This window comes from Streptomyces sp. NPDC002104 (assembly GCF_053593795.1).
Genome location: NZ_JBSFDF010000004.1, coordinates 89,362 through 111,243 on the forward strand (window position 1 = coordinate 89,362; position 21,882 = coordinate 111,243).

14 protein-coding genes are annotated in these 21,882 nt (G+C 71.9%); 5 read left to right on the top strand and 9 right to left on the bottom strand.

Annotated elements, in window-relative coordinates; all coding sequences use genetic code 11:
* Positions 1-71: 71 nt before the first annotated feature.
* The 3 genes from pyk to pta all read right to left on the bottom strand — a co-directional run bounded on the left by pyk (position 72) and on the right by pta (position 4,907).
* On the bottom strand, positions 72-1,502 hold the full coding sequence (gene pyk, locus ACWCP2_RS05265) for a pyruvate kinase (protein ID WP_450907220.1): 1,431 nt from the start codon (positions 1,500-1,502) through the stop codon (positions 72-74).
* A 63-nt stretch (positions 1,503-1,565) separates the two neighbouring features.
* Complete coding sequence (locus tag ACWCP2_RS05270) at positions 1,566-2,780, bottom strand: acetate kinase (RefSeq protein WP_450907221.1); 1,215 nt, start codon at positions 2,778-2,780, stop codon at positions 1,566-1,568.
* A 45-nt stretch (positions 2,781-2,825) separates the two neighbouring features.
* Positions 2,826-4,907: a phosphate acetyltransferase gene (gene pta / locus ACWCP2_RS05275; RefSeq protein WP_450907222.1), complete on the bottom strand. Its 2,082-nt coding sequence runs from the start codon at positions 4,905-4,907 to the stop codon at positions 2,826-2,828.
* 311 nt (positions 4,908-5,218) lie between these two features.
* Between pta and ACWCP2_RS05280 the strand changes: the two genes are divergently transcribed.
* The gene (locus ACWCP2_RS05280; protein WP_327304473.1) at positions 5,219-6,244 is read left to right on the top strand and encodes an ATP-dependent 6-phosphofructokinase; all 1,026 of its coding nucleotides are present in this window, start codon (positions 5,219-5,221) and stop codon (positions 6,242-6,244) included.
* Positions 6,245-6,445: 201 nt separating this feature from the next.
* On the opposite strand, the gene ACWCP2_RS05285 is transcribed toward ACWCP2_RS05280, so the two are convergent.
* Positions 6,446-7,069 carry a helix-turn-helix domain-containing protein gene (locus ACWCP2_RS05285; protein WP_450907371.1) on the bottom strand — a complete coding sequence of 208 codons (624 nt, stop codon included), beginning with the start codon at positions 7,067-7,069 and terminating at the stop codon, positions 6,446-6,448.
* Positions 7,070-7,491: 422 nt separating this feature from the next.
* Between ACWCP2_RS05285 and ACWCP2_RS05290 the strand changes: the two genes are divergently transcribed.
* Both ACWCP2_RS05290 and ACWCP2_RS05295 read left to right on the top strand, forming a co-directional pair.
* The gene (locus tag ACWCP2_RS05290) at positions 7,492-7,911 is read left to right on the top strand and encodes a MerR family transcriptional regulator (protein ID WP_450907223.1); all 420 of its coding nucleotides are present in this window, start codon (positions 7,492-7,494) and stop codon (positions 7,909-7,911) included.
* 29 nt (positions 7,912-7,940) lie between these two features.
* Positions 7,941-8,300 carry a thioredoxin family protein gene (locus ACWCP2_RS05295; protein WP_450907224.1) on the top strand — a complete coding sequence of 120 codons (360 nt, stop codon included), beginning with the start codon at positions 7,941-7,943 and terminating at the stop codon, positions 8,298-8,300.
* On the opposite strand, the gene glgB is transcribed toward ACWCP2_RS05295, so the two are convergent.
* From glgB to ACWCP2_RS05315, 4 genes are all read right to left on the bottom strand, one after another.
* Entirely contained in the window at positions 8,278-10,629 is a 2,352-nt protein-coding gene (gene glgB, locus ACWCP2_RS05300) for a 1,4-alpha-glucan branching enzyme (RefSeq protein WP_450907225.1), read from the bottom strand. The two genes, ACWCP2_RS05295 and glgB, sit on opposite strands and share 23 nt — an antisense overlap.
* A complete protein-coding gene (locus ACWCP2_RS05305; RefSeq protein WP_450907226.1) occupies positions 10,626-12,065 on the bottom strand; it encodes a maltokinase N-terminal cap-like domain-containing protein in 1,440 nt (479 codons plus the stop codon). Before ACWCP2_RS05305 ends, glgB begins: the two co-directional genes overlap by 4 nt.
* 144 nt (positions 12,066-12,209) lie before the next feature.
* Positions 12,210-13,922 carry a maltose alpha-D-glucosyltransferase gene (gene treS, locus ACWCP2_RS05310; RefSeq protein WP_450907227.1) on the bottom strand — a complete coding sequence of 571 codons (1,713 nt, stop codon included), beginning with the start codon at positions 13,920-13,922 and terminating at the stop codon, positions 12,210-12,212.
* On the bottom strand, positions 13,919-15,913 hold the full coding sequence (locus tag ACWCP2_RS05315; protein WP_450907228.1) for a maltotransferase domain-containing protein: 1,995 nt from the start codon (positions 15,911-15,913) through the stop codon (positions 13,919-13,921). The genes treS and ACWCP2_RS05315 overlap by 4 nt, the downstream gene beginning before the upstream one ends.
* Positions 15,914-16,482: 569 nt before the next feature.
* On the opposite strand from ACWCP2_RS05315, the gene glgP reads away from it, so the two are divergent.
* Positions 16,483-19,128 (top strand): alpha-glucan family phosphorylase, encoded by a 2,646-nt coding sequence (glgP, locus tag ACWCP2_RS05320; protein WP_450907229.1) that lies wholly within the window; start codon positions 16,483-16,485, stop codon positions 19,126-19,128.
* Between the two features lie 28 nt (positions 19,129-19,156).
* On the opposite strand, the gene ACWCP2_RS05325 is transcribed toward glgP, so the two are convergent.
* Positions 19,157-20,167, bottom strand: a complete 1,011-nt coding sequence (locus tag ACWCP2_RS05325) for an Lrp/AsnC family transcriptional regulator (protein WP_450907372.1) — start codon at positions 20,165-20,167, stop codon at positions 19,157-19,159.
* Positions 20,168-20,304: 137 nt separating this feature from the next.
* Between ACWCP2_RS05325 and ACWCP2_RS05330 the strand changes: the two genes are divergently transcribed.
* Positions 20,305-21,831, top strand: coding sequence for an MFS transporter (locus ACWCP2_RS05330; RefSeq protein WP_450907230.1), 1,527 nt, complete (start codon positions 20,305-20,307; stop codon positions 21,829-21,831).
* Positions 21,832-21,882: the final 51 nt, after the last annotated feature.

Consider the following 21,882-nt stretch of genomic DNA (forward strand, 5'->3'; position numbering starts at 1 on the left):
GGATCGGGGTGCCGCCCTCGGTCTCTGTGCGGCAGAGGTCCTGCTGGTGGAGCGGTACGGCGGGTGCGGGATCAGTCGCGGGCGCCGCCGCCCAGGTGGTGGACCCGGACCATGTTGGTGGTGCCGGGGACACCGGGGGGCGAGCCGGCGGTGATGATCATCGTGTCGCCGTTGTTGTAGCGCTGGAGCTTGAGCATCTCCACGTCCACCAGGTCGACCATGGAGTCGGTGTTGTCCACGTGGGGGACCACGTAGGACTCGACGCCCCAGCTCAGCGTGAGCTGGTTGCGGGTGTTGACGTCGGTGGTGAAGGCCAGGATCGGCTGGTTCGCGCGGTAGCGCGACAGGCGGCGGGCGGTGTCACCGGAGTGGGTGAAGGCGACCAGGGCCTTGCCGTCCAGGAAGTCCGCGATCTCGCAGGCCGCGCGGGCGACGGAACCGCCCTGGGTACGGGGCTTCTTGCCCGGGACCAGCGGCTGCAGGCCCTTGGACAGGAGCTCCTCCTCGGCCGCCTCGACGATCTTCGACATCGTCTTGACGGTCTCGATCGGGTAGGCGCCGACCGAGGACTCGGCGGACAGCATGACCGCGTCCGCGCCGTCGAGGATCGCGTTGGCGACGTCGGAGGCCTCCGCGCGCGTCGGGCGCGAGTTGGTGATCATCGACTCCATCATCTGGGTCGCGACGATCACCGGCTTGGCGTTGCGGCGGCACATCTCCACGAGGCGCTTCTGCACCATCGGGACCTTCTCGAGCGGGTACTCGACGGCCAGGTCGCCACGGGCGACCATGACCGCGTCGAAGGCGTCGACGACGCTCTCCATGTTGGCGACGGCCTGCGGCTTCTCGACCTTGGCGATGACGGGGACCCGGCGGCCCTCCTCGTCCATGACCTTGTGGACGTCCTTGACGTCGTTGGCGTCACGCACGAAGGAGAGGGCGACCATGTCGCAGCCCATCCGCAGGGCGAAGCGGAGGTCGTCGACGTCCTTCTCCGACAGGGCGGGGACGTTGACGGCGGCACCCGGCAGGTTGATGCCCTTGTGGTCCGAGATGACACCGCCCTCGATGACGATGGTCTTGACCCGGGGGCCCTCGACCTCGGTCACCCGGAGCTCGACGTTGCCGTCGTTGATCAGGACCTGGTCGCCCTTGGAGACGTCGCCCGGCAGACCCTTGTAGGTCGTGCCGCAGATCGACTTGTCACCCGGGACGTCTTCGGTGGTGATGGTGAACTCGTCACCGCGGACGAGCTCGACGGGACCCTCGGCGAAGGTCTCCAGGCGGATCTTCGGGCCCTGGAGGTCGGCGAGGACGCCGACGGCGCGCCCGGTGTCCTCGGAGACCTTCCGGACGCGGTCGTACCGCTCCTGGTGTTCTGCCTGGGAGCCGTGGCTGAAGTTGAATCGGGCCACGTTCATACCGGCCTCTACGAGAGCTTTCAGCTGCTCGTAAGAGTCGACGGCGGGGCCCAGCGTGCAGACGATTTTGGAACGGCGCATGGAGCGGATCCTATCGGTTTGTTTCGTAGCGGAATATTCCGTCTGGCGGAAAGTCCAAAGTGACTACCCGGTAACCAGCGCGTACGTCTGGCTGGCGATCTCCAGTTCCTCGTCCGTCGGGACCACGGCCACGGCCACCCGCGCGTATTCCGCGGACACCAGGCGCGGCTCGGGGGACCGTACCGAGTTGGCCTCCAGGTCGAGCGCCAGGCCCAGTTCGGCCAGACCGGCCAGGGCCATCTCCCGGATCCCGGACGAGTTCTCGCCCACGCCCGCCGTGAAGGCGACCGCGTCCACCCGGCCGAGGACCGCCGAATAGGCGCCGATGTACTTCTTCAGACGGTGGATGTACGAGGCCAGCGCCAGCCGTGCGGAGGCGTCGCCCTCCGCCGCCCGCCGCTGCACCTCGCGCATGTCGTTGTCGCCGCACAGACCCAGCAGACCGCTCTTCTTGTTGAGCAGCGAGTCGATCTCGTCGACGGACATGCCGCCGACCCGGGCCAGGTGGAAGACGACCGCCGGGTCCAGATCGCCCGAACGGGTACCCATGACCAGGCCCTCCAGCGGGGTCAGACCCATGGAGGTCTCCACGCAGACCCCGCCGTGCACGGCCGAGGCCGAGGCGCCGTTGCCCAGGTGGAGCACGATCACGTTCACGTCCTCCTCGGCCTTGCCGAGGAGCTTCGCCGTCGCCCGGGCGACGTAGGCGTGGGAGGTGCCGTGGAACCCGTACCGCCGGATGGAGTACTTGTCGGCCGTGGCGGTGTCGATCGCGTACCGCGCCACGTGCTCCGGCATGGTCGAGTGGAAGGCCGTGTCGAAGACGGCGACCTGCGGCAGGTCGGGGCGCAGCTCGCGCGCCACCTCGATGCCGGTCACGTTCGCCGGGTTGTGCAGCGGGGCGAGCGGGATCAGGGCGCGGATCTCGGCCAGCACGGCGTCGTCGATCAGCGTCGGGTGCGTGAACTTGGTCCCGCCGTGCACCACCCGGTGGCCCACGGCGGCCAGCTCGGGCGAGTCCAGCCCCAGCCCGTCGGCGGCGAGCTCCGCCGAGACGGCCCGCAGCGCGGCCGCGTGGTCCGGGATCGGGCCGTTCTGCACGCGCTTGCCGCCGTCGGCGCCGGGGCCGGTCAGCGGCTCGTGCGTGAGCCTGGAGGTCTCCTCGCCGATGCGCTCCACGAGGCCGACCGCCAGGCGGGAGGAGTCCGCCATGTCGAGCAGCTGGTACTTGACCGACGAGGAGCCGGAGTTCAGGACGAGTACGCGCGATGCGGTCACGATGGGGGTCTTTCCTTCGGGGTGGGGGACTCGGCGGGGGCGGGGTCAGCCGGCCACGGGGCGGGACTGCGCCTGGATCGCGGTGATGGCCACGGTGGTGACGATGTCCTGGACCAGGGCGCCGCGCGAGAGGTCGTTCACGGGCTTGCGCAGACCCTGCAGGACCGGACCGACCGCCACGGCGCCGGCCGAGCGCTGCACGGCCTTGTACGTGTTGTTGCCGGTGTTCAGGTCGGGGAAGATCAGCACCGTCGCGCGGCCGGCCACCTCGGACTCGGGCAGCTTGGTCGCGGCGACCGAGGGCTCCACGGCGGCGTCGTACTGGATCGGCCCCTCGATCAGCAGGTCGGGACGCTGCTCGCGGACGATCTCGGTGGCCTTGCGGACCTTGTCCACGTCCGCGCCCGAACCGGAGGTGCCGGTGGAGTACGAGAGCATCGCGATCCGCGGCTCCAGGCCGAACGCGGCGGCGGTGGTGGCCGACTGGACGGCGATGTCCGCGAGCTGCTCGGCGTTGGGGTCCGGGTTCACGGCGCAGTCGCCGTACGCGAGGACCTTGTCGGCCAGGCACATGAAGAAGACCGAGGAGACGATGGACGCGTCGGGCTTGGTCTTGATGATCTCGAAGGCCGGGCGGATGGTGGCGGCGGTGGAGTGCACCGAGCCGGAGACCATGCCGTCGGCGAGGCCCTCCTGGACCATCAGGGTGCCGAAGTAGTTGACGTCGGTGACCACGTCGTGGGCCAGCTCGACCGTCATGCCCTTGTGGGCGCGGGCCTTGGCGTAGTACTCGGCGAACCGCTCCCGCAGCGGGGAGGTGGCCGGGTCGATGAGCTGGGCGGCCGAGATGTCGATGCCCAGGTCCGCGGCCTTCTTCAGGATCGCCTGCTCCTCGCCCAGCAGGGTGAGGTCGCAGACGCCGCGGCGCAGCACCACGTCCGCGGCGCGCAGCACGCGCTCCTCGGTGCCCTCGGGGAGGACCACCCGGCGGCGCTCGGCGCGGGCCTGCTCCAGCAGCTGGTTCTCGAACATCATCGGCGTGACCCGCTCCGAGCGGGCCACCGACAGCACCTCGCGCAGCTCGGCGGTGTCCACGTGGCGTTCGAACAGGCCGAGCGCGGTCTCCAGCTTGCGCGGGGTCGCGGAGTTCAGCCGGCTCTGCAGCGAGAAGAGTTCGGCGGCCGTCGGGAAGCTGTTGCCCGCCACCGACACCACCGGGGTGCCCGGAGCCAGCTTGGAGGCCAGCGTCAGGATGTCCTTGCCCGGGCGCTCGTTCAGCGTCAGCAGCACACCGGCGATCGGCGGGGTGCCGGAGGTGTGCGCGGCGAGCGCGCCGATGACCAGGTCGGAGCGGTCCCCGGGGGTGACGACCAGGCAGCCGGGGGTCAGGGCGTTGAGGAAGTTCGGCAGCATGGCCCCGCCGAAGACGAAGTCCACGGCGTCGCGGGCCAGTCCGGCCTCGTCGCCGAGGAGCACCTCGCCGCCGAGCGCCTGGGTGATCTGGGCGACCGTCGGGGCGGACAGGTGCTTGTCGTCCGGCAGGACGTAGCAGGGCACGGGGAGCCGGGCGGCGAGCCGCTCGGCTATCACCTCGCGGTCCTCGGCGGCCACCCGGTTGACGACCATCGCGCCCACGTGGCAGCCCAGGGCCTCGTACGCGCGGTACGCGTTGCGGGTCTCGGCGCGCACGGCCTCGGCGGGGTGCTTGGTGCCGCCCACGACGGGGATGACCAGCGCGCCGAGCTCGTTGGCGAGGCGGGCGTTGAGGGCCAGCTCGTCCGGGAGGTTGGTGTCGGCGTAGTCGGTGCCGAGGACCAGCATGACCTCGTAGCCGCGCGCCACCTTCTGGTAGCGGCCCACGAGCTGGGAGACCAGTTCGTCGGTGCCCTTCTCGGCCAGGATGGCGGAGGCCTCGTGGTACTCCATGCCGTACGCCGTCGCGGCGTCCTGCTCGATCCGGTACCGGCCCTTGAGGAGGTCGAACAGCCGGTCGGGCCCGTCGTGCAGCAGGGGGCGGTACACGCCCACCCGGCCAGTCTGGCGGGTCAGGAGCTCCATGATGCCCAGCTCGACGACCTGGCGGCCGTCCCCCCGCTCGATACCCGTCACGTACACGCTGCGCGTCACGCGTGCTCTCCGTCCCAATTCGAGTCGGTTGTCCCAGTTAATGTGGGCTTGACCTCTTGACAATACCCCTGTGATTCCGTAGGTCGCCCGCCGGGACAAGGGCCTGCCCGAGGGGGCCGAAAGGCCCCCGGGGCACCCCGCGGGCGGAGTCCCACGGAGCGCGCTTCCCCCGAAGCCCGTGGAACAATCGGACAGGCTTCACCATTACGCCCTTCACACGGCACCTCATACGGCACCTCATATGTACGTCGGTCGGCTGGACGCCCGCACGCGAACAGCCAGGTCGGACCAGGAGCAGGAGACACAGCACGATGCGTATCGGAGTTCTCACCGCAGGCGGCGACTGTCCGGGCCTGAACGCTGTCATCCGGTCGGTCGTACACCGTGCCGTGGTCGGGCACGGGGACGAGGTCATCGGCTTCGAGGACGGCTTCAAGGGCCTCCTCGACGGCAACTACCGCCCCCTCGACATCAACGCGGTCAGCGGCATCCTCGCCCGCGGCGGCACGATCCTCGGATCGGCCCGCATGGAGCGCGCCCGCCTCCACGAAGCGGCCGAGAACGCCGCCGAGCTGGCGAAGCGCTACGGCATCGACGCCCTGATCCCGATCGGCGGCGAGGGCACCCTGACGGCCGCCCGGATGCTGTCGGACGCCGGCATGCCGGTCGTCGGCGTGCCGAAGACCATCGACAACGACATCTCCTCCACCGACCGCACCTTCGGCTTCGACACCGCCGTCATGGTCGCCACGGAGGCCATCGACCGCCTCAAGACCACCGCCGAATCGCACCAGCGCGTCATGGTCGTCGAGGTCATGGGCCGGCACGCGGGCTGGATCGCCCTGGAGTCCGGCATGGCCGGCGGCGCCCACGGCATCTGCCTGCCGGAGCGCCCCTTCGAGGTGGACGCCCTGGTCAAGATGGTGGAGGAACGATTCGCCCGCGGCAAGAAGTTCGCCGTCATCTGCGTGGCCGAAGGCGCGCACCCCGGCGAGGGCTCCATGCCGTACGAGAAGGGCGCGATCGACCAGTACGGGCACGAGCGCTTCGCCGGCATCGGCAACCGCCTCGCGGTCGAGCTGGAGCGGCGCCTGGGCAAGGAAGCCCGCCCCGTCATCCTCGGCCACGTCCAGCGCGGCGGCACCCCCACCGCCTACGACCGCGTCCTGGCGACCCGCTTCGGCTGGCACGCCGTCGAGGGCGTCCACCGCGGCGACTTCGGCAACATGACCGCCCTGCGCGGCACCGACATCGTCATGGCCCCGCTGGCCGACGCCGTCACCGAGCTGAAGACCGTCCCCGAGGACCGCATGTACGAGGCCGAGTCCGTCTTCTGACGCACCGGCCGGGACCTCCGTCCCGGATCCGCCGCCGGACGGCCCCCGCGCCCCACCCCTCAGGGGTCCGCGCGCAGCGGCCGGCCGGCCCCCGGGGGCGGGACCACCGCCCCGACTTCGAGCGCCGAAAGGCCCCGATCCCGTCCCCGTGTGGACGCGGTCGGGGCCTTTCCCGTAGGGAGCCCGCGGGCGAAATGTGTCCTACGCCGCACCCCCGGCGAGGCCCCAGAACCGCTCCACGATGTCGGTGAGGTACTCACGTCCCGAATCGCCGCTGCCGGCCTCGCCCCCGCCGCCGCCCCAGCTCAGGGTCGCCACCATCCGCGTCTGGTACTCGCCGTGCAGCCGCTCCAGTACCCGCTCCAGGTGCGCCTTGGGCACCGGAAGCAGCTTGGTCAGCGGCTTCACGTACGCCTGCCAGCGCGTGGTCACCGCGCTGCGCAGCAGCTCGGCCAGCTCCTCGTGCTTGCCGGTCGCCGTCACGAACTGGGCCAGGGTCAGCCCCAGCGCCGTCGCCAGCGCGGCGGACTGGCGCTCGTTGCCCTTCCAGCGGCCGGTGTCCTCCATCTTCTGGTACGCACCCGCCTCCACCCCGACCCGGCGGGCCAGGTCCTCGGGGGCCAGACCCCGGGCGATGCGGTGCTCCCTGAGGGTGACGGGCTCGGCGAGCAGCTCACCGGGGGAACACCAGAGCACGCCGGCCAGGGCGGTGAGCTCGGCGGAGGTGGGTGAAATCTCGCCACGCTCCCATGCCATCACGGTCTCGGGCGTGACGATCAGTCCGTACTGGGCTCGCAGGCCATAGGCGACATGACCGGGAGCCATGCCCAGGGCCGCGCGGAGACGACGCGCGGCGGGGGCATTGAAGGGGGGGCTGGAGTGCACATGGCACACCGTAGGAGTGGCCGAGCCACGGCGACTACAGACCAAACAAACAAGCCCATAACTCGTAGGAACGTCCTATGGAGTTAAGGGCTTTGGACGGTTTTCCCTGCGACTGTCCGGTAATCGGAGCGATCGGTGATCCACTTCCTAGCGTACGTTTCCGGCCGCCCGGAGCGATACCCCCGTGCGTGATCCCTCTCACACGAACGAACCGCTCCGAACCGGCCATCCGGCCGCTCCGTGCTCCATGAGGCGGAGGCCCTCGCTCACGGGGGTGGCGAGGGCCTCCCCGCACCCCTCCCCGCACCCCTCCCCGACGTCTCCTTGCCTTGACGCCGACGTCAAGGACTACCGTCGGGGCCATGCGAATCGGCGAACTGGCCGCACGTGCGGGCACCAGCACCCGGACGTGCCGGTACTACGAGTCCCGGGGACTGCTGCCCGCCCGGCGCGACGGCAACGGCCACCGCACCTACGACGAGGAAGACCTGCGGCTGCTCCGCCAGATCCGCACGCTCCAGGACTTCGGCTTCGAGCTGGAGGAGACCCGCCCGTTCGTGGAGTGCCTGCGCGCCGGGCACCCGTCCGGCGACTCCTGCCCGGCCTCGCTGGCCGTCTACCGGCGCAAGCTCGTCGAACTGGACGGACTGATCGGCCGCCTCGGCGAGGTGCGCGACCAGCTCGCGAACCAGCTCGCCGAAGCAGAAGCAGAAGCAGAAGCAGAAGCCGGAGCAGAAGCCGAAGCCGGAGCGCCGCAGCCCAGATGCGAGATGACCGGCTGACCAGCCGGTCGCGACGAGAGGGGAAGCACATGACCAAGGCCCACGGCGTGGCCGAAGTGACCGACGCGGACTTCGAGCGGGAGGTGCTCGCCGAGCGCGGCCGGCCTGTCCTGGTGGAGTTCACCGCCGACTGGTGCGGCCCGTGCCGTCAGCTCGCACCCGTCCTGTCCGCCGTCGCCGCGGAAGAGGCCGCCCGCCTCAAGGTCGTGCAGATCGACGCGGACACCAACCCGGAGACGGTCGTGCGCCACGGGGTGCTGTCCATGCCGACCCTGCTCGTCTTCCGCGACGGCGAGCCCGTCCTGCAGCTGGTCGGAGCCCGCGCCAAGCGCAGGCTCCTCCAGGAGCTGGAAGGGGTTCTGGCGGCTACCGCCGCGGCATCGGGCTGAACCAGAGCGTCGCCAGGGGCGGCAGGGTCAGGCGCAGGCTCGCGGCCCGGCCCTGCGCGGGCACCGGCTCGGGCCGCAGCGGCTGGGTGTGGTGGACGCCGCTGCCGCCGTAGAGCTGCTGGTCGGTGTTGAGCACCTCCCGCCACAGCGGCACCTCCTCCGGGACCCCGATCCGGTACCCGTGCCGGACCACCGGGGAGAAGTTCGAGACGCACAGCAGCTGCGAGCCGTCCTGCGCGAACCGCAGGAAGGCGAAGACGTTGTCCTCCGCAGCGTCCGCCTCCACCCACGCGAAGCCCTCCGGCACCGAGTCCCGCTCCCACAGCGCGGGCGCCGCCCGGTAGGTGCGGTTCAGGTCGCCCACGAGGCTGCGTACGCCCCGGTGGTCACCGGCCGCCGCGTACGAGGAGTCCAGCAGCCACCAGTCCGGGCCGTACGTCTCGGACCACTCCGAGCCCTGCGCGAACTCCTGCCCCATGAAGAGCAGCTGCTTGCCCGGGTGGGCCCACATGAAGCCCAGGTACGCACGGTGTATGGCCCGCTGCTGCCACCAGTCGCCGGGCATCTTCGACACCAGCGAGCCCTTGCCGTGCACCACCTCGTCGTGCGAGATCGGCAGCACGTAGTTCTCGCTGAACGCGTAGACCATCCCGAAGGTCATGTCGTGGTGGTGGTACTTGCGGTGCACCGGGTCCTTCGACGCGTAGCGCAGGGTGTCGTGCATCCAGCCCATGTTCCACTTCAGGCCGAAGCCGAGCCCGCCCGTGTCGGTGGGCTGTGTGACGCCCGGCCACGCCGTGGACTCCTCGGCGATCGTCACCACGCCCGGGCAGCGCCGGTAGACGGTGGCGTTCATCTCCTGGAGCATCGCCACCGCGTCGAAGTTCTCCCGCCCGCCGTGCTCGTTCGGCGTCCACTCGCCGTCCTTGCGGGAGTAGTCGAGGTAGAGCATCGAGGCCACCGCGTCCACGCGCAGCCCGTCCACGTGGAACTCCTGGCACCAGTACACGGCGTTGGCGACGAGGAAGTTGCGCACCTCCCGGCGCCCGTAGTCGAACTCCAGCGTTCCCCAGTCCGGGTGCGCGGCCCGCTGCGGGTCGTGGTGCTCGTACAGCGGCCGGCCGTCGAACTCGGCGAGGGCCCAGTCGTCGCGCGGGAAGTGCGCCGGCACCCAGTCGACGATCACCCCGATGCCGGCCCGGTGCAGCGCGTCCACCAGGAAGCGGAAGTCGTCCGGGGAACCCATCCGGGAGGTCGGCGCGTAGAAACCGGTGACCTGGTAGCCCCAGGAGCCGCCGAAGGGGTGCTCGGCGACCGGCATGAACTCCACGTGCGTGAAGCCGAGCTCCGTCACGTACGCCGGCAGCTGTTCGGCCAGCTGCCGGTACGAGAGACCGGGCCGCCAGGACGCCAGGTGCAGCTCGTACACGGAGAAGGGGGCCTGGTGCGGCGGGCGCTGACCGCGCTGGGCCATCCAGTCCGTGTCCTGCCAGACGTAGGAGGAGGCCGTCACCACCGAGGCGGTGGCCGGCGGCACCTCGGCGTGCCGGGCCATCGGGTCGGCGCGCAGGGTGTGCGAGCCGTCCGGGCGGGTGATGTCGTACTTGTACAGGGCGCCCTCGCCGACCCCGGGCAGGAACAGCTCCCACACGCCGGTCGCCCCGAGCGAGCGCATCGGGTGGGCGACCGAGTCCCAGTACGAGAAGTCCCCGCTGACCCGCACCCCCTGCGCGTTCGGCGCCCACACCGTGAACCGGGTGCCCGCCACGCCCTGGTGGACCATCGGCTCCGAGCCGAGCGCCGTCCACAGCTCCTCGTGGCGGCCCTCGCCGATCAGGTGCAGGTCGAGCTCGCCGAGCGCGGGCAGGAACCGGTAGGGGTCGTGGACCTCCACCTCGTCGCTGTCGTACGTCACCAGGAGCCGGTAGTCCGGCACCCCGGCCAGCGGCAGCAGCCCGGCGAACAGTCCGTCGCCCTCGTCGAGGAGCTCGGCCCGCAGCCCCTTGGCGACGACGGTGACCGCCTTCGCGTACGGACGCAGCACCCGGAAGGACACCCCGCCCCGCCGGGTACGGGCGCCGAGCACCCCGTGCGGATCGTGGTGGCGGCCCTCCAGCAGCCGGGCCCGTTCCTCCGCGCTCAGCCCCGGCACCGGCCGGACTCCGCGCGGCGGGGCCGTCCGCCGGGCCCTGGGGGCCCGGGGCTTCTTCGCGGGCTCGGGGGCTTCGGCGGTGCCGACACGGTCGGCGGTGCCGACGGTGTCGACCGTGTCGATGACGGGCTCGGCTTCCTCGCGGACGGTCGGTGACGGCTGTCGTGCGGCGCTCACGCGAGCGGCCTCCTCGGGGGCTTCGGGTGGAGGGTGGGGGATCCTGGGGCGGGGAGCTGGGTGCGGTGCGACGGCGGGCGCTGCGGTTCCGACAGCCGCCGGATCGCCGCCATCGGCACGTGCAGCCAGTCGGGGCGGTGCCGGGACTCGTAGCGGGCCTCGTACACCGCCTTGTCGGTCTCGTAGGCGCGCAGCAGGACCGGGTCCTCGCGCGGGTCGCGGCCGGTCGTGCGGGCGTAGCCCTCGCAGAAGGCGGCCCGGCAGTCGTCCGCCCAGGCGGGGGCGAACGGCCGGTGGGAGCGGGCCGCGTAGTCGAAGGAGCGCAGTATCCCGGCGATGTCCCGCACCGCCGGTTCGGGGCGCCGCCGGTCGGCCAGCGGCCGGGCCGGCTCCCCCTCGAAGTCGATCAGCGCCCAGGTGCCGTCCATGGTGCGCAGGGTCTGGCCCAGGTGCAGGTCCCCGTGGATCCGCTGGGCGGACACCCCGGCCCCGCGGGAGGCGGCCAGGGCGTCGAAGGCCCCGCGCAGCCCCGCCTCGTAGGGCCGCAGGGCCGCCACCTCGCGGGCGGTGGCGGCCAGCCGCGCGGTCATCCCGGCGGCCAGCCGGGCCGTCTGCTCCGGGCCCAGCGCCACGGTGGGCAGGGCCGCGGCCAGCGCGCTGTGCACCTCGGCGGTGGCCCGGCCCAGCGCGTGCGCCTCCGCGGTGAAGTCGGCGCCGGTGCGCAGCCGGTGCAGCGCGAGCTGCCAGCCGTCGTCGGAGCCGCGCAGGTACGGCTGGAGCACACCCAGGGTCAGCGGTTCGGAGCCGGGCAGCTCGGCCTCGTACCAGGCGACCGGCGCGGGCACCCGGGCGCAGCCGGCGGCGGCCAGGGCGCGGGGCAGCTCCAGGTCGGGATTGACCCCGGGGCCGACCCGTCTGAAGATCTTCAGGATGTACGAATCCCCGTAGATCAGCGAGGAGTTGGTCTGCTCCCCGGACAGCGGCCGGGGGGTGGGCGCCTCCGGGATCACGGCGCCCGGATCCCGGTCGAAGCGCAGCGGGCCCAGCGTGCCGGGGGAGCGCAGCCGCTCCAGCAGCAGCGAGGCGAGCCGCGGATCGCCCAGGCCCTCGTAGACCGACTGGCCGGCGTACGGGCCCTGCTCGGCGATGCCGATGAGCGCCGGTGCGAGGGGCGGTGGCAGCGGGCTCGGGCGGATCCCGAGCAGCAGCTGGTAGCAGTCCCCGTCCACGTCCAGCAGCAGGTGCAGCAGGCCCGGCGCGGAGCCGGGCGGCAGCAGTTCGGCCGCCGAGATCGCCCTGAGTCTTCCGATGGCGCGGCCCTTGCCCGCGAACCAGCGCTGTGCGGGCAGCCAGGCCCGCAGCATGGGTTCCAGTGGACCGAGCCCGGCGGCCCGGTCGGCGGTGAGCCGATCCCGGGCGGATGCAGCCTCCGACATGGCGTCGCGTCCTTTCCCCGGGCCGTCAAAGAATGCGCATTGTGTCCCGGATCGCGATGGTTGCTGCTCCGGCATGAGCGAGTGTCGGGTCAGGATGAGCCGTACAGGGGCGGGCGATTGACCCATTCGCCCGCCCTCGTGCGTCTACACGCGCGGCGGTTGCGACTCCGAGCGCAGGCGGAACCAGTAGAAACCGTGGCCCGCCAGGGTCAGCAGGTACGGCCATTCGCCGATCGGCGGGAAGCGGACGTCGCCGGTGAGTTCCACCGGGACCCGCCCGTTGAACGACCTCAGGTCCAGCTCGGTGGGCTGCGCGAAGCGCGAGAAGTTGTGCACGCACAGCACCAGGTCGTCCCCGTATTCACGGAGGAAGGCCAGCACCGCCGGGTTCGTCGAGGGCAGTTCGGTGTACGAGCCGAGTCCGAAGGCCGGGTTGGCCTTGCGGACCTCGATCATCCGGCGGGTCCAGTGCAACAGCGAGGACGGTGAGGCCATCGCCGCTTCCACATTGGTCACCTGGTACCCGTGGACCGGGTCCATGATGACCGGCAGGTTCAGCCTGCCCGGATCGCACGAGGAGAAACCGGCGTTGCGGTCCGGGGTCCACTGCATCGGCGTGCGCACCCCGTCGCGGTCGCCGAGCCAGATGTTGTCGCCCATGCCGATCTCGTCGCCGTAGTACAGCACCGGCGAGCCGGGCAGCGACAGCAGCAGGGCGGTGAACAGCTCCATCTGGTTGCGGTCGTTGTCCAGCAGCGGGGCGAGCCGGCGCCGGATGCCGATGTTGGCCCGCATCCGCGGGTCCTTGGCGTACTCGGCGTACATGTAGTCGCGCTCTTCGTCCGTGACCATTTCGAGGGTGAGCTCGTCGTGGTTGCGCAGGAAGATGCCCCACTGGCAGCGGTCGGGGATCGCCGGGGTCTTGGACAGGATTTCGGAGACCGGGTAGCGGGACTCTCTTCGCACCGCCATGAAGATGCGCGGCATGACGGGGAAGTGGAAGGCCATGTGGCACTCGTCCCCGCCCTTCTCGAAGTCCCCGAAGTAGTCGACGACGTCCTCGGGCCACTGGTTCGCCTCGGCGAGCAGCACGGTGTCCGGGTAGTGCGCGTCGATCTCGGCGCGGACCGCCTTCAGGAGGGTGTGGGTGCGCGGCAGGTTCTCGCAGTTGGTGCCCTCCTCGGCGTACAGGTAGGGCACGGCGTCGAGGCGGAAGCCGTCGATGCCGAGGTCGAGCCAGAAGCGCAGCGCCGAGACGATCTCCTCGACCACGGCCGGGTTCTCGTAGTTGAGGTCCGGCTGGTGGGAGAAGAACCGGTGCCAGTAGTACTGCTTGCGGACCGGGTCGTACGTCCAGTTCGAGGTCTCGGTGTCCACGAAGATGATGCGGGCGTCCTGGTACTGCTTGTCGTTGTCGGCCCACATGTAGTAGTCGCCGTAGGGCCCGTCGGGGTCCTTGCGGGACTGCTGGAACCACTCGTGCTGATCGCTCGTGTGGTTCATCACGAAGTCGATGATCACCCGCATGCCGCGGGTGTGCGCCGCGTCCACGAACTCCACGAAGTCGGCGAGGTCGCCGAATTCGGGCAGCACGGAGGTGTAGTCGGCGACGTCGTAGCCCCCGTCGCGCAGGGGCGAGGCGAAGAACGGCGGCAGCCACAGGCAGTCGACGCCGAGCCACTGGAGGTAGTCCAGCTTCGCGGTGAGCCCCTTGAGGTCACCCACGCCGTCGCCGTTGCTGTCGTGGAAGGACCGTACGAGGACCTCGTAGAAGACGGCCCGCTTGAACCAGTCGGGGTCTCGGTCCTTGACGGGGGTGTCCTCGAAGGTGTCGGGGACGGGATCGTTGATCATCATGAGATGGGTGACCCTCCGGTGGGCGGGGACGGTCGCAGAGCCGCCAGAACGTGCGCGGGCGTGCGGCCCGGTTCCAGGCGCACGTAGTTGGCCCTGCCCCAGTGATAGGTCTCGCCGGTGAGCTCGTCGCGCACCGCGAGGGACCCGTGCCAGTCGAGGCCGAGTACCGGCATGTCCAACGAGACCGTCGCCTCCTGGGTGTGGTGCGGATCGAGGTTGACGACCACCAGTACGGAATTGCTCCCCGCGTGCTTCGAATAGGCGATCACCTGTTCGTTGTCGGTCGGGTGGAAATGGATGTCGCGCAGCTGCTGGAGCGCGGGGTTGCGCCGGCGCAGCCGGTTCAGCGAGGTGATCAGCGGGGCGATGGAGCGGCCCTCGCGGTCGGCGGCCGCCCAGTCGCGCGGGCGCAGCTCGTACTTCTCGGAGTTCAGGTACTCCTCGCTGCCCTCCTTGACCGGGGTGTTCTCGCAGAGCTCGTAACCGGCGTAGACCCCCCAGGTGGGGGAGAGCGTGGCGGCGAGGACCGCGCGGACCTCGAAGGCGGGGCGGCCGCCGTGCTGAAGGTAGGCGTGCAGGATGTCCGGGGTGTTGACGAAGAAATTCGGCCGCATGACGGAGGCGGAGCGGGTGTCCGCGAGCTCGGTCAGGTACTCGGTCAGCTCCGCCTTGGTGTTGCGCCAGGTGAAGTACGTGTAGGACTGCTGGAAGCCGACGGCGGCCAGCGCCCGCATCATCGCCGGACGGGTGAAGGCCTCGGCCAGGAAGATCACGTCGGGGTCGGACTTGTTGATGTCCGCGATCACCTTTTGCCAGAACACCACCGGCTTGGTGTGCGGGTTGTCGACCCGGAAGATGCGGACGCCGTGCTCCATCCAGTGCCGCAGGATCCGCACCGTCTCCCCGACGATGCCGGCCATGTCGGAGTCGAAGTGGATCGGGACGATGTCCTGGTACTTCTTCGGCGGGTTCTCGGCGTACGCGATCGTCCCGTCGGCGCGGTGGCGGAACCACTCCGGGTGCTTCTCCACCCACGGGTGGTCCGGCGAGCACTGCAGGGCGAAGTCGAGCGCCACCTCGATGCGCAGCTCGCGGGCCCGGGCGACGAAGGCGTCGAAGTCCTCCAGGGTGCCGAGCTCCGGGTGGACCGCGTCGTGGCCGCCCTCGGTGGAGCCGATGGCCCAGGGCACACCCGGATCCCAACTCCCCGCGGACAGCGTGTTGTTCGGGCCCTTGCGGTACGTGCTCCCGATCGGGTGGATCGGCGGCAGGTACACCACGTCGAAGCCCATCGCGGCGATGGCCGGCAGCCGCTCGGCGGCGGTCCTGAAGGTCCCGCTGACCGGAGCCTCGCCGGGCTCCAGCACCGCCCCCTCCGACCGGGGGAACATCTCGTACCAGGACCCGAACAGGGCCCGCTTGCGCTCGATCAGCAGCGGCAGCGGCTTGGAGGCCGTCACCAGCTCCCGCAGCGGGCGCTTGGCGAGCAGCGCGTCGATCCGGGGAGCGAGGGCGGCCGCGTACCGCTCCGCGGCCGGCCGGTCCTCGTCGCGCATCACGTCCGCGGCGGCCAGCACGTGCTCGCGGCCGTCCCGCTTGGGAATCTTCGCGGCGGCCCGCTCGTAGAGCTCGGCGCCTTCCAGGAGGGTGAGCCCGGTGTCGATCCCGGCCGGGATCTTCACCGCCGCGTGGGCCCGCCAGGTGCCCACCGGGTCGCTCCACGCCTCGACGGTGTAAGTCCACCTCCCCTCGACCTCGGCGGACACCCGCGCCCCCCACCGGTCGGTGCCGGGAGCGAGCTCGGACAGGGGCACGGGGGGCCGCAGCCGCCCGCTCGGATCTCGGAGCACGACATGGGCCGCCACGGCGTCGTGTCCCTCGCGGAACACGGTGGCGGAAATCTCGAAGACCTCGTCCACGACCGCCTTGGCGGGTCTGACGCCGCAGTCGACGGCGGGGCGGACGTCCAGCACGGGAATGCGACCGATCATGATGGGATCACCTGGGGGCAGTTCGCAGGGCTCGGTGACAACAGGCCAGCCGCCGGGGCAGCTGGTAGTGCACGCTCTGTTCGCTCTGTTTCTAGCCGCTCGGAAGACGGCTGGGCTGCGGGCATGGCCGCTCCTGTCCGCGTTCACTCGGGTGGCGGGGAGGCGGTTCCGGGGTGCGCCGTGCGCTGTACCCGAGGAGCCCTGCCCACTCCAGCACGGCCCAACCCGGGTGTTCGGTTAACTACTCGTACGTAGTGGAACGCCTGCCCGCCCGCCGCGGCCCGACACCTGCCGATGCTCCGTCAACTCGGACAGGACTAACGGATGTCCGCACCCGCCGGACGGCGGACGGCCGGCCCGGTCCGCGCGCGCGGGACGGCAACGGCCGGGGCCGCGCACGCAGTCGGCGGCGGGAGGCGGGGGCGGCCGGCGGAGCCCCGCTGGTGGAGGGCCACTGGAGGCGCCATGGCCGGGCGGGGCGGTCGGCGCTAGCCTTCCGAGGGTGACGCTCGCGGTGCACAGCGTGGTGCGGCCGCTCCGATCCGTAATCCCCTGCGAAGGTGGAACGCGTGAAGGCTATCCGTCGATTCACCGTGCGCCCCGTCCTCCCCGAGACCCTCTCGCCGCTCGCCGACCTCGCGCGCAACCTGCGCTGGTCCTGGCACGCCGAGACCCGTGAACTCTTCCAATCCGTCGATCCCGAGGGCTGGCAGGCCGCCGGCGGGGATCCCGTCCGGCTGCTCGGCGCCGTGTCCGCCGCGCGGATCACCGAGCTCGCCGGGGACCGGCGGTTCCTCAGAAGGCTCGCCGTCGCCGCCGCCGACCTCGATGACTACGTCCACGGCGGGAGGTGGTACCAGAGCCACGAGGCGGCCGCGGAGCTGCCCGCCGCCCTCGCCTACTTCTCGCCCGAGTTCGGGATCACCGCCGCCCTGCCCCAGTACTCCGGCGGGCTCGGGATCCTCGCCGGGGACCACCTCAAGGCCGCCAGCGACCTCGGCGTCCCCCTCATCGGCGTCGGACTCCTCTACCGGCACGGCTACTTCCGCCAGTCCCTCTCCCGGGACGGCTGGCAGCAGGAGCACTATCCGGTGCTCGACCCCAACGAACTGCCCGTCGCGCTCGTGCGCGAGGAGGACGGGACCCCCGCGCGGGTGTCCCTGAGCCTCCCCGGCGGCCGGGCCCTGCACGCGCACGTCTGGCAGGCCCGCGTCGGCCGGGTGCCGCTGCTGCTCCTCGACTCCGACGTCGAGGACAACGACGCCGTCGCCCGCGAGGTGACCGACCGGCTCTACGGCGGCGGCAGCGACCACCGGCTGCTCCAGGAGATGCTGCTGGGCATCGGGGGAGTGCGGGCCGTACGGGCCTACTGCCGGATCACCGGCCATCCCGACCCGGAGGTGTTCCACACCAACGAGGGGCACGCCGGATTCCTGGGACTGGAGCGCATAAGAGAACTGGAGGGACAGCAGGGGCTCGGCTTCGACGCCGCCGTCGAAGCGGTGCGCGCGGGCACCGTGTTCACCACCCACACCCCCGTCCCCGCCGGCATCGACCGCTTCGACCGGGCCCTGGTCGCCCGCCACTTCGGCGACGGCGGCGAACTGGCCGGCGTACCCGTCGACCGGATCCTGGCGCTCGGCGCCGAGACGTACCCCGGCGGCGACCCCGGGGTCTTCAACATGGCCGTGATGGGCCTGCGCCTCGCCCAGCGGGCCAACGGGGTCTCCACCCTGCACGGCGCCGTCAGCCGCGGCATGTTCGCCGGGCTGTGGCCGGGATTCGACCCCGCCGACGTCCCCATCACCTCGGTCACCAACGGCGTGCACGCCCCGACCTGGGTGGCGCCCGAGGTCGTGAAGCTCGGTGCGAAGCAGATCGGCGCCGGCCGCACCGAGGACGCGCTCTCCGTCGGCGGCTCCCAGCGCTGGGACGCCGTCGCCGACATCCCCGACCAGGACGTCTGGGACCTGCGCCGGGTGCTCAGGGAGCAGCTCGTCCAGGAGGTACGGGACCGCCTGCGCGCCTCCTGGCGCCAGCGCGGGGCCGCCGACGCCGAGCTCGGCTGGGTGGACTCCGTGCTCGACCCGGACGTGCTGACCATCGGGTTCGCCCGCCGGGTGCCGTCCTACAAGCGGCTCACCCTGATGCTGCGCGACCCCGACCGGCTGCGCCGCCTGCTGCTCGACCCCGACCGGCCCGTGCAGATCGTGGTCGCGGGCAAGGCCCACCCGGCCGACGACGGCGGGAAGCGGCTCGTCCAGGAACTGGTGCGCTTCGCGGACGACCCCCGCGTGCGCCACCGGATCGTGTTCCTGCCCGACTACGGCATGGCCATGGCCCAGAAGCTCTACCCGGGCTGCGACGTCTGGCTGAACAACCCGCTGCGCCCGCTGGAGGCCTGCGGCACCAGCGGGATGAAGGCGGCCCTCAACGGCTGCCTCAACCTGTCCGTCCTGGACGGCTGGTGGGACGAATGGTTCGAGCCGGACTTCGGCTGGGCCATCCCGACCGCCGACGGACTCGGCGCGGACGAGGACCGCCGCGACGACCTGGAGGCGAACGCCCTCTACGACCTGATCGAGGGCCGGGTCGCCCCCCGGTTCTACGACCGGGCCGGACAGGGCGGGCTCCCGGTGCGGTGGATCGAGATGGTCCGGCGCACCCTGGTCTCCCTGGGGCCCAAGGTGCTCGCGGGCCGCATGGTGCGGGAGTACGTGGAGCGGCTCTACGCCCCCGCCGCGCTCTCCCACCGCGCCCTGACCGCGGACGCGGCGCGCGACCTCGCCTGGTGGAAGGGCCGGGTCCGCGCGGCCTGGCCGCAGCTCACCGTCGAGCACGTGGAGGCCCTGACGGCGGGCCCGGTCGGCGGCACCGCCGAACTGGGGGCCACCCTCACCCTGCGCGTGCAGGTCTCCCTCGACGCCCTCGCCCCCGAGGACGTGGAGGTGCAGGCCGTCGCGGGCCGGGTCGACGCGCAGGACGTGATCCAGGGCGGGCGGGCCTTCCCGCTCAAGCCCGCCGGCGGACCCGACCTGGAGGGCCGCTGGCTGTACGAGGGCCCGCTCGCCCTCGACCGTACGGGGCCCTTCGGCTACACCGTACGGATCCTGCCCTCGCACCCGCTGCTGGCGACCCCGGCCGAACTGGGCCTGGTCGCGGGCCCCGCCACGGGCGCGGACACCGATGCGGGAGGCGGGGTGGTGCTGCGCTAGCCGCCCCGGCCGCCGGGGGTGCAGGCGTTCAGGGGGCGGGCGGCGGGTCCACCAGCCGCCCGCCCTCCACCAGCATCCCGGCCCGCTTGATACTGCGCAGGACCGGGATCACCTCCACCTGCCCGACCCCGTCCACCGCGGCGATCCGCTCGGTCAGGTAGGTGTAGAGCTCGTCGGTGTCCCGGCACACCACCACCGCCATCAGGGAGGCGGACCCGGTCACGGCCGCCGCGAAGGCCACCTCGCTGTGGCCCGCCAGGTCCGCCCCCACCTGCGCCAGGCGGGCCGGCGGAACCGTCAGCACCAGGGTCGCCTCCGCCTCGTAGCCGAGCAGCGAGGGGGCGAACTCCACGTCGAAGAAGATCGCCCCGAGATCGCGCAGCCGCTCCAGCCGGCGCCGGGCGGTGGACTCCGACAGGCCGCTCCCGCGCGCCAGTTCCGGATACCCGGCGCGGCCGTCCCGGCCCAGCACCGCGAGCAGCGTCAGCTCGGCCTCGTCGAGCACGTACCGCTGCGGCCCCGGCTCCACGGGAGGCCGCTCCAGGGCGGCGATCTGGTCGGGGCGCAGCAGGTCCATGCCCGCCCAGGAGTCGGGTCCGCCGAAGAACTTGCGCAGGATCGTGTGGGCGCTGATGCCCGTCACCCGGCGGGTGCCCGGCAGCTTCTCCAGCAGCAGGGAGTCGCGGTCCTTGCGGGTGCGGGCCCTGGTCATGCAGTGGATCTCGGTGCCGCCCGAGGTCAGGTTCACCCACGCGATGTCCGGCCGGCGGGCCAGGGCCTCGGCCACCGGGAGGGCCGCGTCGGGCGCGCACTGGATGCGCAGCCAGGACTCGAACAGTCCGACACGGCTGCCCAGGGGGAGTCCGACGACCCGGACCAGGCCGGTGGTCCGCAGCCGGCGGTAGCGGCGTACGACGGTCTGGTCGGAGACCTCCAGCACCTCGGCGAGCCGGCTGAAGGGGGCCCGGCCGTCGAGGGTGAGGGCCTGGATCAGGGACCGGTCGAGTGCGTCCAGCTCCGTGTCGTTCACGGTTTCCATCATGACAGAGGCCTCGGTGACGGAAATCCGCCGCACAAGGGCTGCTGGATGGGGCGCGGGGCCGGGTGCCTGAGACCTTGGGGTCACCGGGGACCGCCCCCCGGCCCTGCCCCTCCGTGATCCGAGGAGATCTCCCCATGCGCAAATGGCTGCCGTTGACGGCGGTGTGTCTCGGAGCCTTCATGCTCCTGGTCGACGTCACGATCGTGACCGTCGCCCTGCCCGACATGGCCGCCGACATGCACACGGGCTTCTCCGGCCTCCAGTGGGTGATGGACATCTACGCCCTCGCCCTCGCCGCCCTGCTGCTGGGTGCCGGGTCGCTCGCGGACCGCATCGGCCGGCGCCGCGTCTACCTCGGCGGCCTCGGGCTCTTCGCCGCCTCCTCCCTCGCCTGCGGTCTGGCGGGCGGACCGGCAGCGCTGATCGCCTTCCGCGCCGTCCAGGGCATCGGCGGCGCCGCGATGTTCGCCACCACCATGGCCCTGCTCAGCTCCGCCTACCAGGGACGCGACCGGGGCGTCGCCTTCGGCGTCTGGGGCGCCGTCAACGGAGCCGCCGCCGCGGCCGGTCCGATCATCGGCGGGCTGCTCACCGAGCAGTTCGGCTGGCGCTGGATCTTCTTCATCAACCTGCCCGTGTGCGCCCTCGCCGTGTACGTCACCCTCAAGGCCGTCTCCGAGTCCCGGGACCCGCAGGCCAAGGGCCTGGACCTGCCCGGTATGGCCACCTTCACCACCGGCGCCGGAGCGGTCACCTACGCCCTGATCCGGGTCGGCGAGAACGGCTGGACCTCCGCGACCACCCTGGCGCTGTTCGCCCTGAGCGCCGCCGCCTTCGCCGCCTTCGTCCTGGTCGAACTGCGCAGCTCCCGCCCGATGCTGGACCTCTCGCTGTTCCGCAGCCCGACCTTCGTGGCCGTCATGGCCGCCGCGCTGCTGATGTCCGGCGCCGCCTTCGGGTACATGATGTACGTCTCCCTGTGGCTGCAGAGCGCCGAGGGCATGGGCCCGGTCGCCGCCGGTCTGACGATGCTGCCGATGAGCGTGGCCGCCTTCGTGGTCGCCGCCGTGACCGGGAAGCTGATGCACGGGGCCCCGGCCCGGATCACCATCGGCGGCGGGCTGTTCCTGATCGGCGCGGGCGCCCTGCTCATGGCCTGGATGCTGGACGACGGGGACGGCTGGACGGCGCTCGTCGCCGGACTGGCGGTCACCGGTCTGGGGGTCGGCATGATCTCCCCGGCCCTCGCGGCCGCCGCGATGGGGGCCGTGCCCCCGGCCCGTGCGGGGATGGCGGGCGGCGCCCTCAACACCGCGCGCCAGCTGGGCATGGCCCTGGGCATCGCGGTGCTCGGCGCGGTCTTCCAGTCCGGTCTGCAGGACGGGCTGGCCGGCTCCGGTCAGCCGCACGGCACCGCCGAGGCACTGGCCGGCGGCGGGGCCGGACAGCTGCTGCACGCGGCCCCGGCGGCCCGGCACTGGGTGGAGGCGGCCTTCGCGAGCGGGCTGCGCGACACCTTCTGGGTCTCGGGGGCGATGGGCCTGGCGGGGGCGCTGATCGTGATGGTGCTGGTCCGCCGGCCCGCCGCCGCGGCCGGTGGCACGGCTCCGGTGCCGGTGCCGGACCAGGGCTCCGCTCCGGTGGAGCGGGCCGCGGTCTGAGTTGCCCGGGGCCGGAAAGCTCACCCGCGGGGTGGCACCGACCGGTACGCA

Excerpts from the sequence above, each read along its gene's own strand:
- pyk (WP_450907220.1), bottom strand. The coding sequence starts at position 1,502 with ATGCGCCGTTCCAAAATCGTCTGCACGCTGGGCCCCGCCGTCGACTCT.
- ACWCP2_RS05315 (WP_450907228.1), bottom strand. The coding sequence starts at position 15,913 with ATGATCGGTCGCATTCCCGTGCTGGACGTCCGCCCCGCCGTCGACTGC.
- ACWCP2_RS05295 (WP_450907224.1), top strand. The coding sequence starts at position 7,941 with ATGACCAAGGCCCACGGCGTGGCCGAAGTGACCGACGCGGACTTCGAG.
- ACWCP2_RS05280 (WP_327304473.1), top strand. The coding sequence starts at position 5,219 with ATGCGTATCGGAGTTCTCACCGCAGGCGGCGACTGTCCGGGCCTGAAC.
- treS (WP_450907227.1), bottom strand. The coding sequence starts at position 13,922 with ATGATGATCAACGATCCCGTCCCCGACACCTTCGAGGACACCCCCGTC.
- ACWCP2_RS05330 (WP_450907230.1), top strand. The coding sequence starts at position 20,305 with ATGCGCAAATGGCTGCCGTTGACGGCGGTGTGTCTCGGAGCCTTCATG.
- ACWCP2_RS05290 (WP_450907223.1), top strand. The coding sequence starts at position 7,492 with ATGCGAATCGGCGAACTGGCCGCACGTGCGGGCACCAGCACCCGGACG.
- ACWCP2_RS05305 (WP_450907226.1), bottom strand. The coding sequence starts at position 12,065 with ATGTCGGAGGCTGCATCCGCCCGGGATCGGCTCACCGCCGACCGGGCC.
- ACWCP2_RS05325 (WP_450907372.1), bottom strand. The coding sequence starts at position 20,167 with ATGGAAACCGTGAACGACACGGAGCTGGACGCACTCGACCGGTCCCTG.
- ACWCP2_RS05285 (WP_450907371.1), bottom strand. The coding sequence starts at position 7,069 with ATGGCTCCCGGTCATGTCGCCTATGGCCTGCGAGCCCAGTACGGACTG.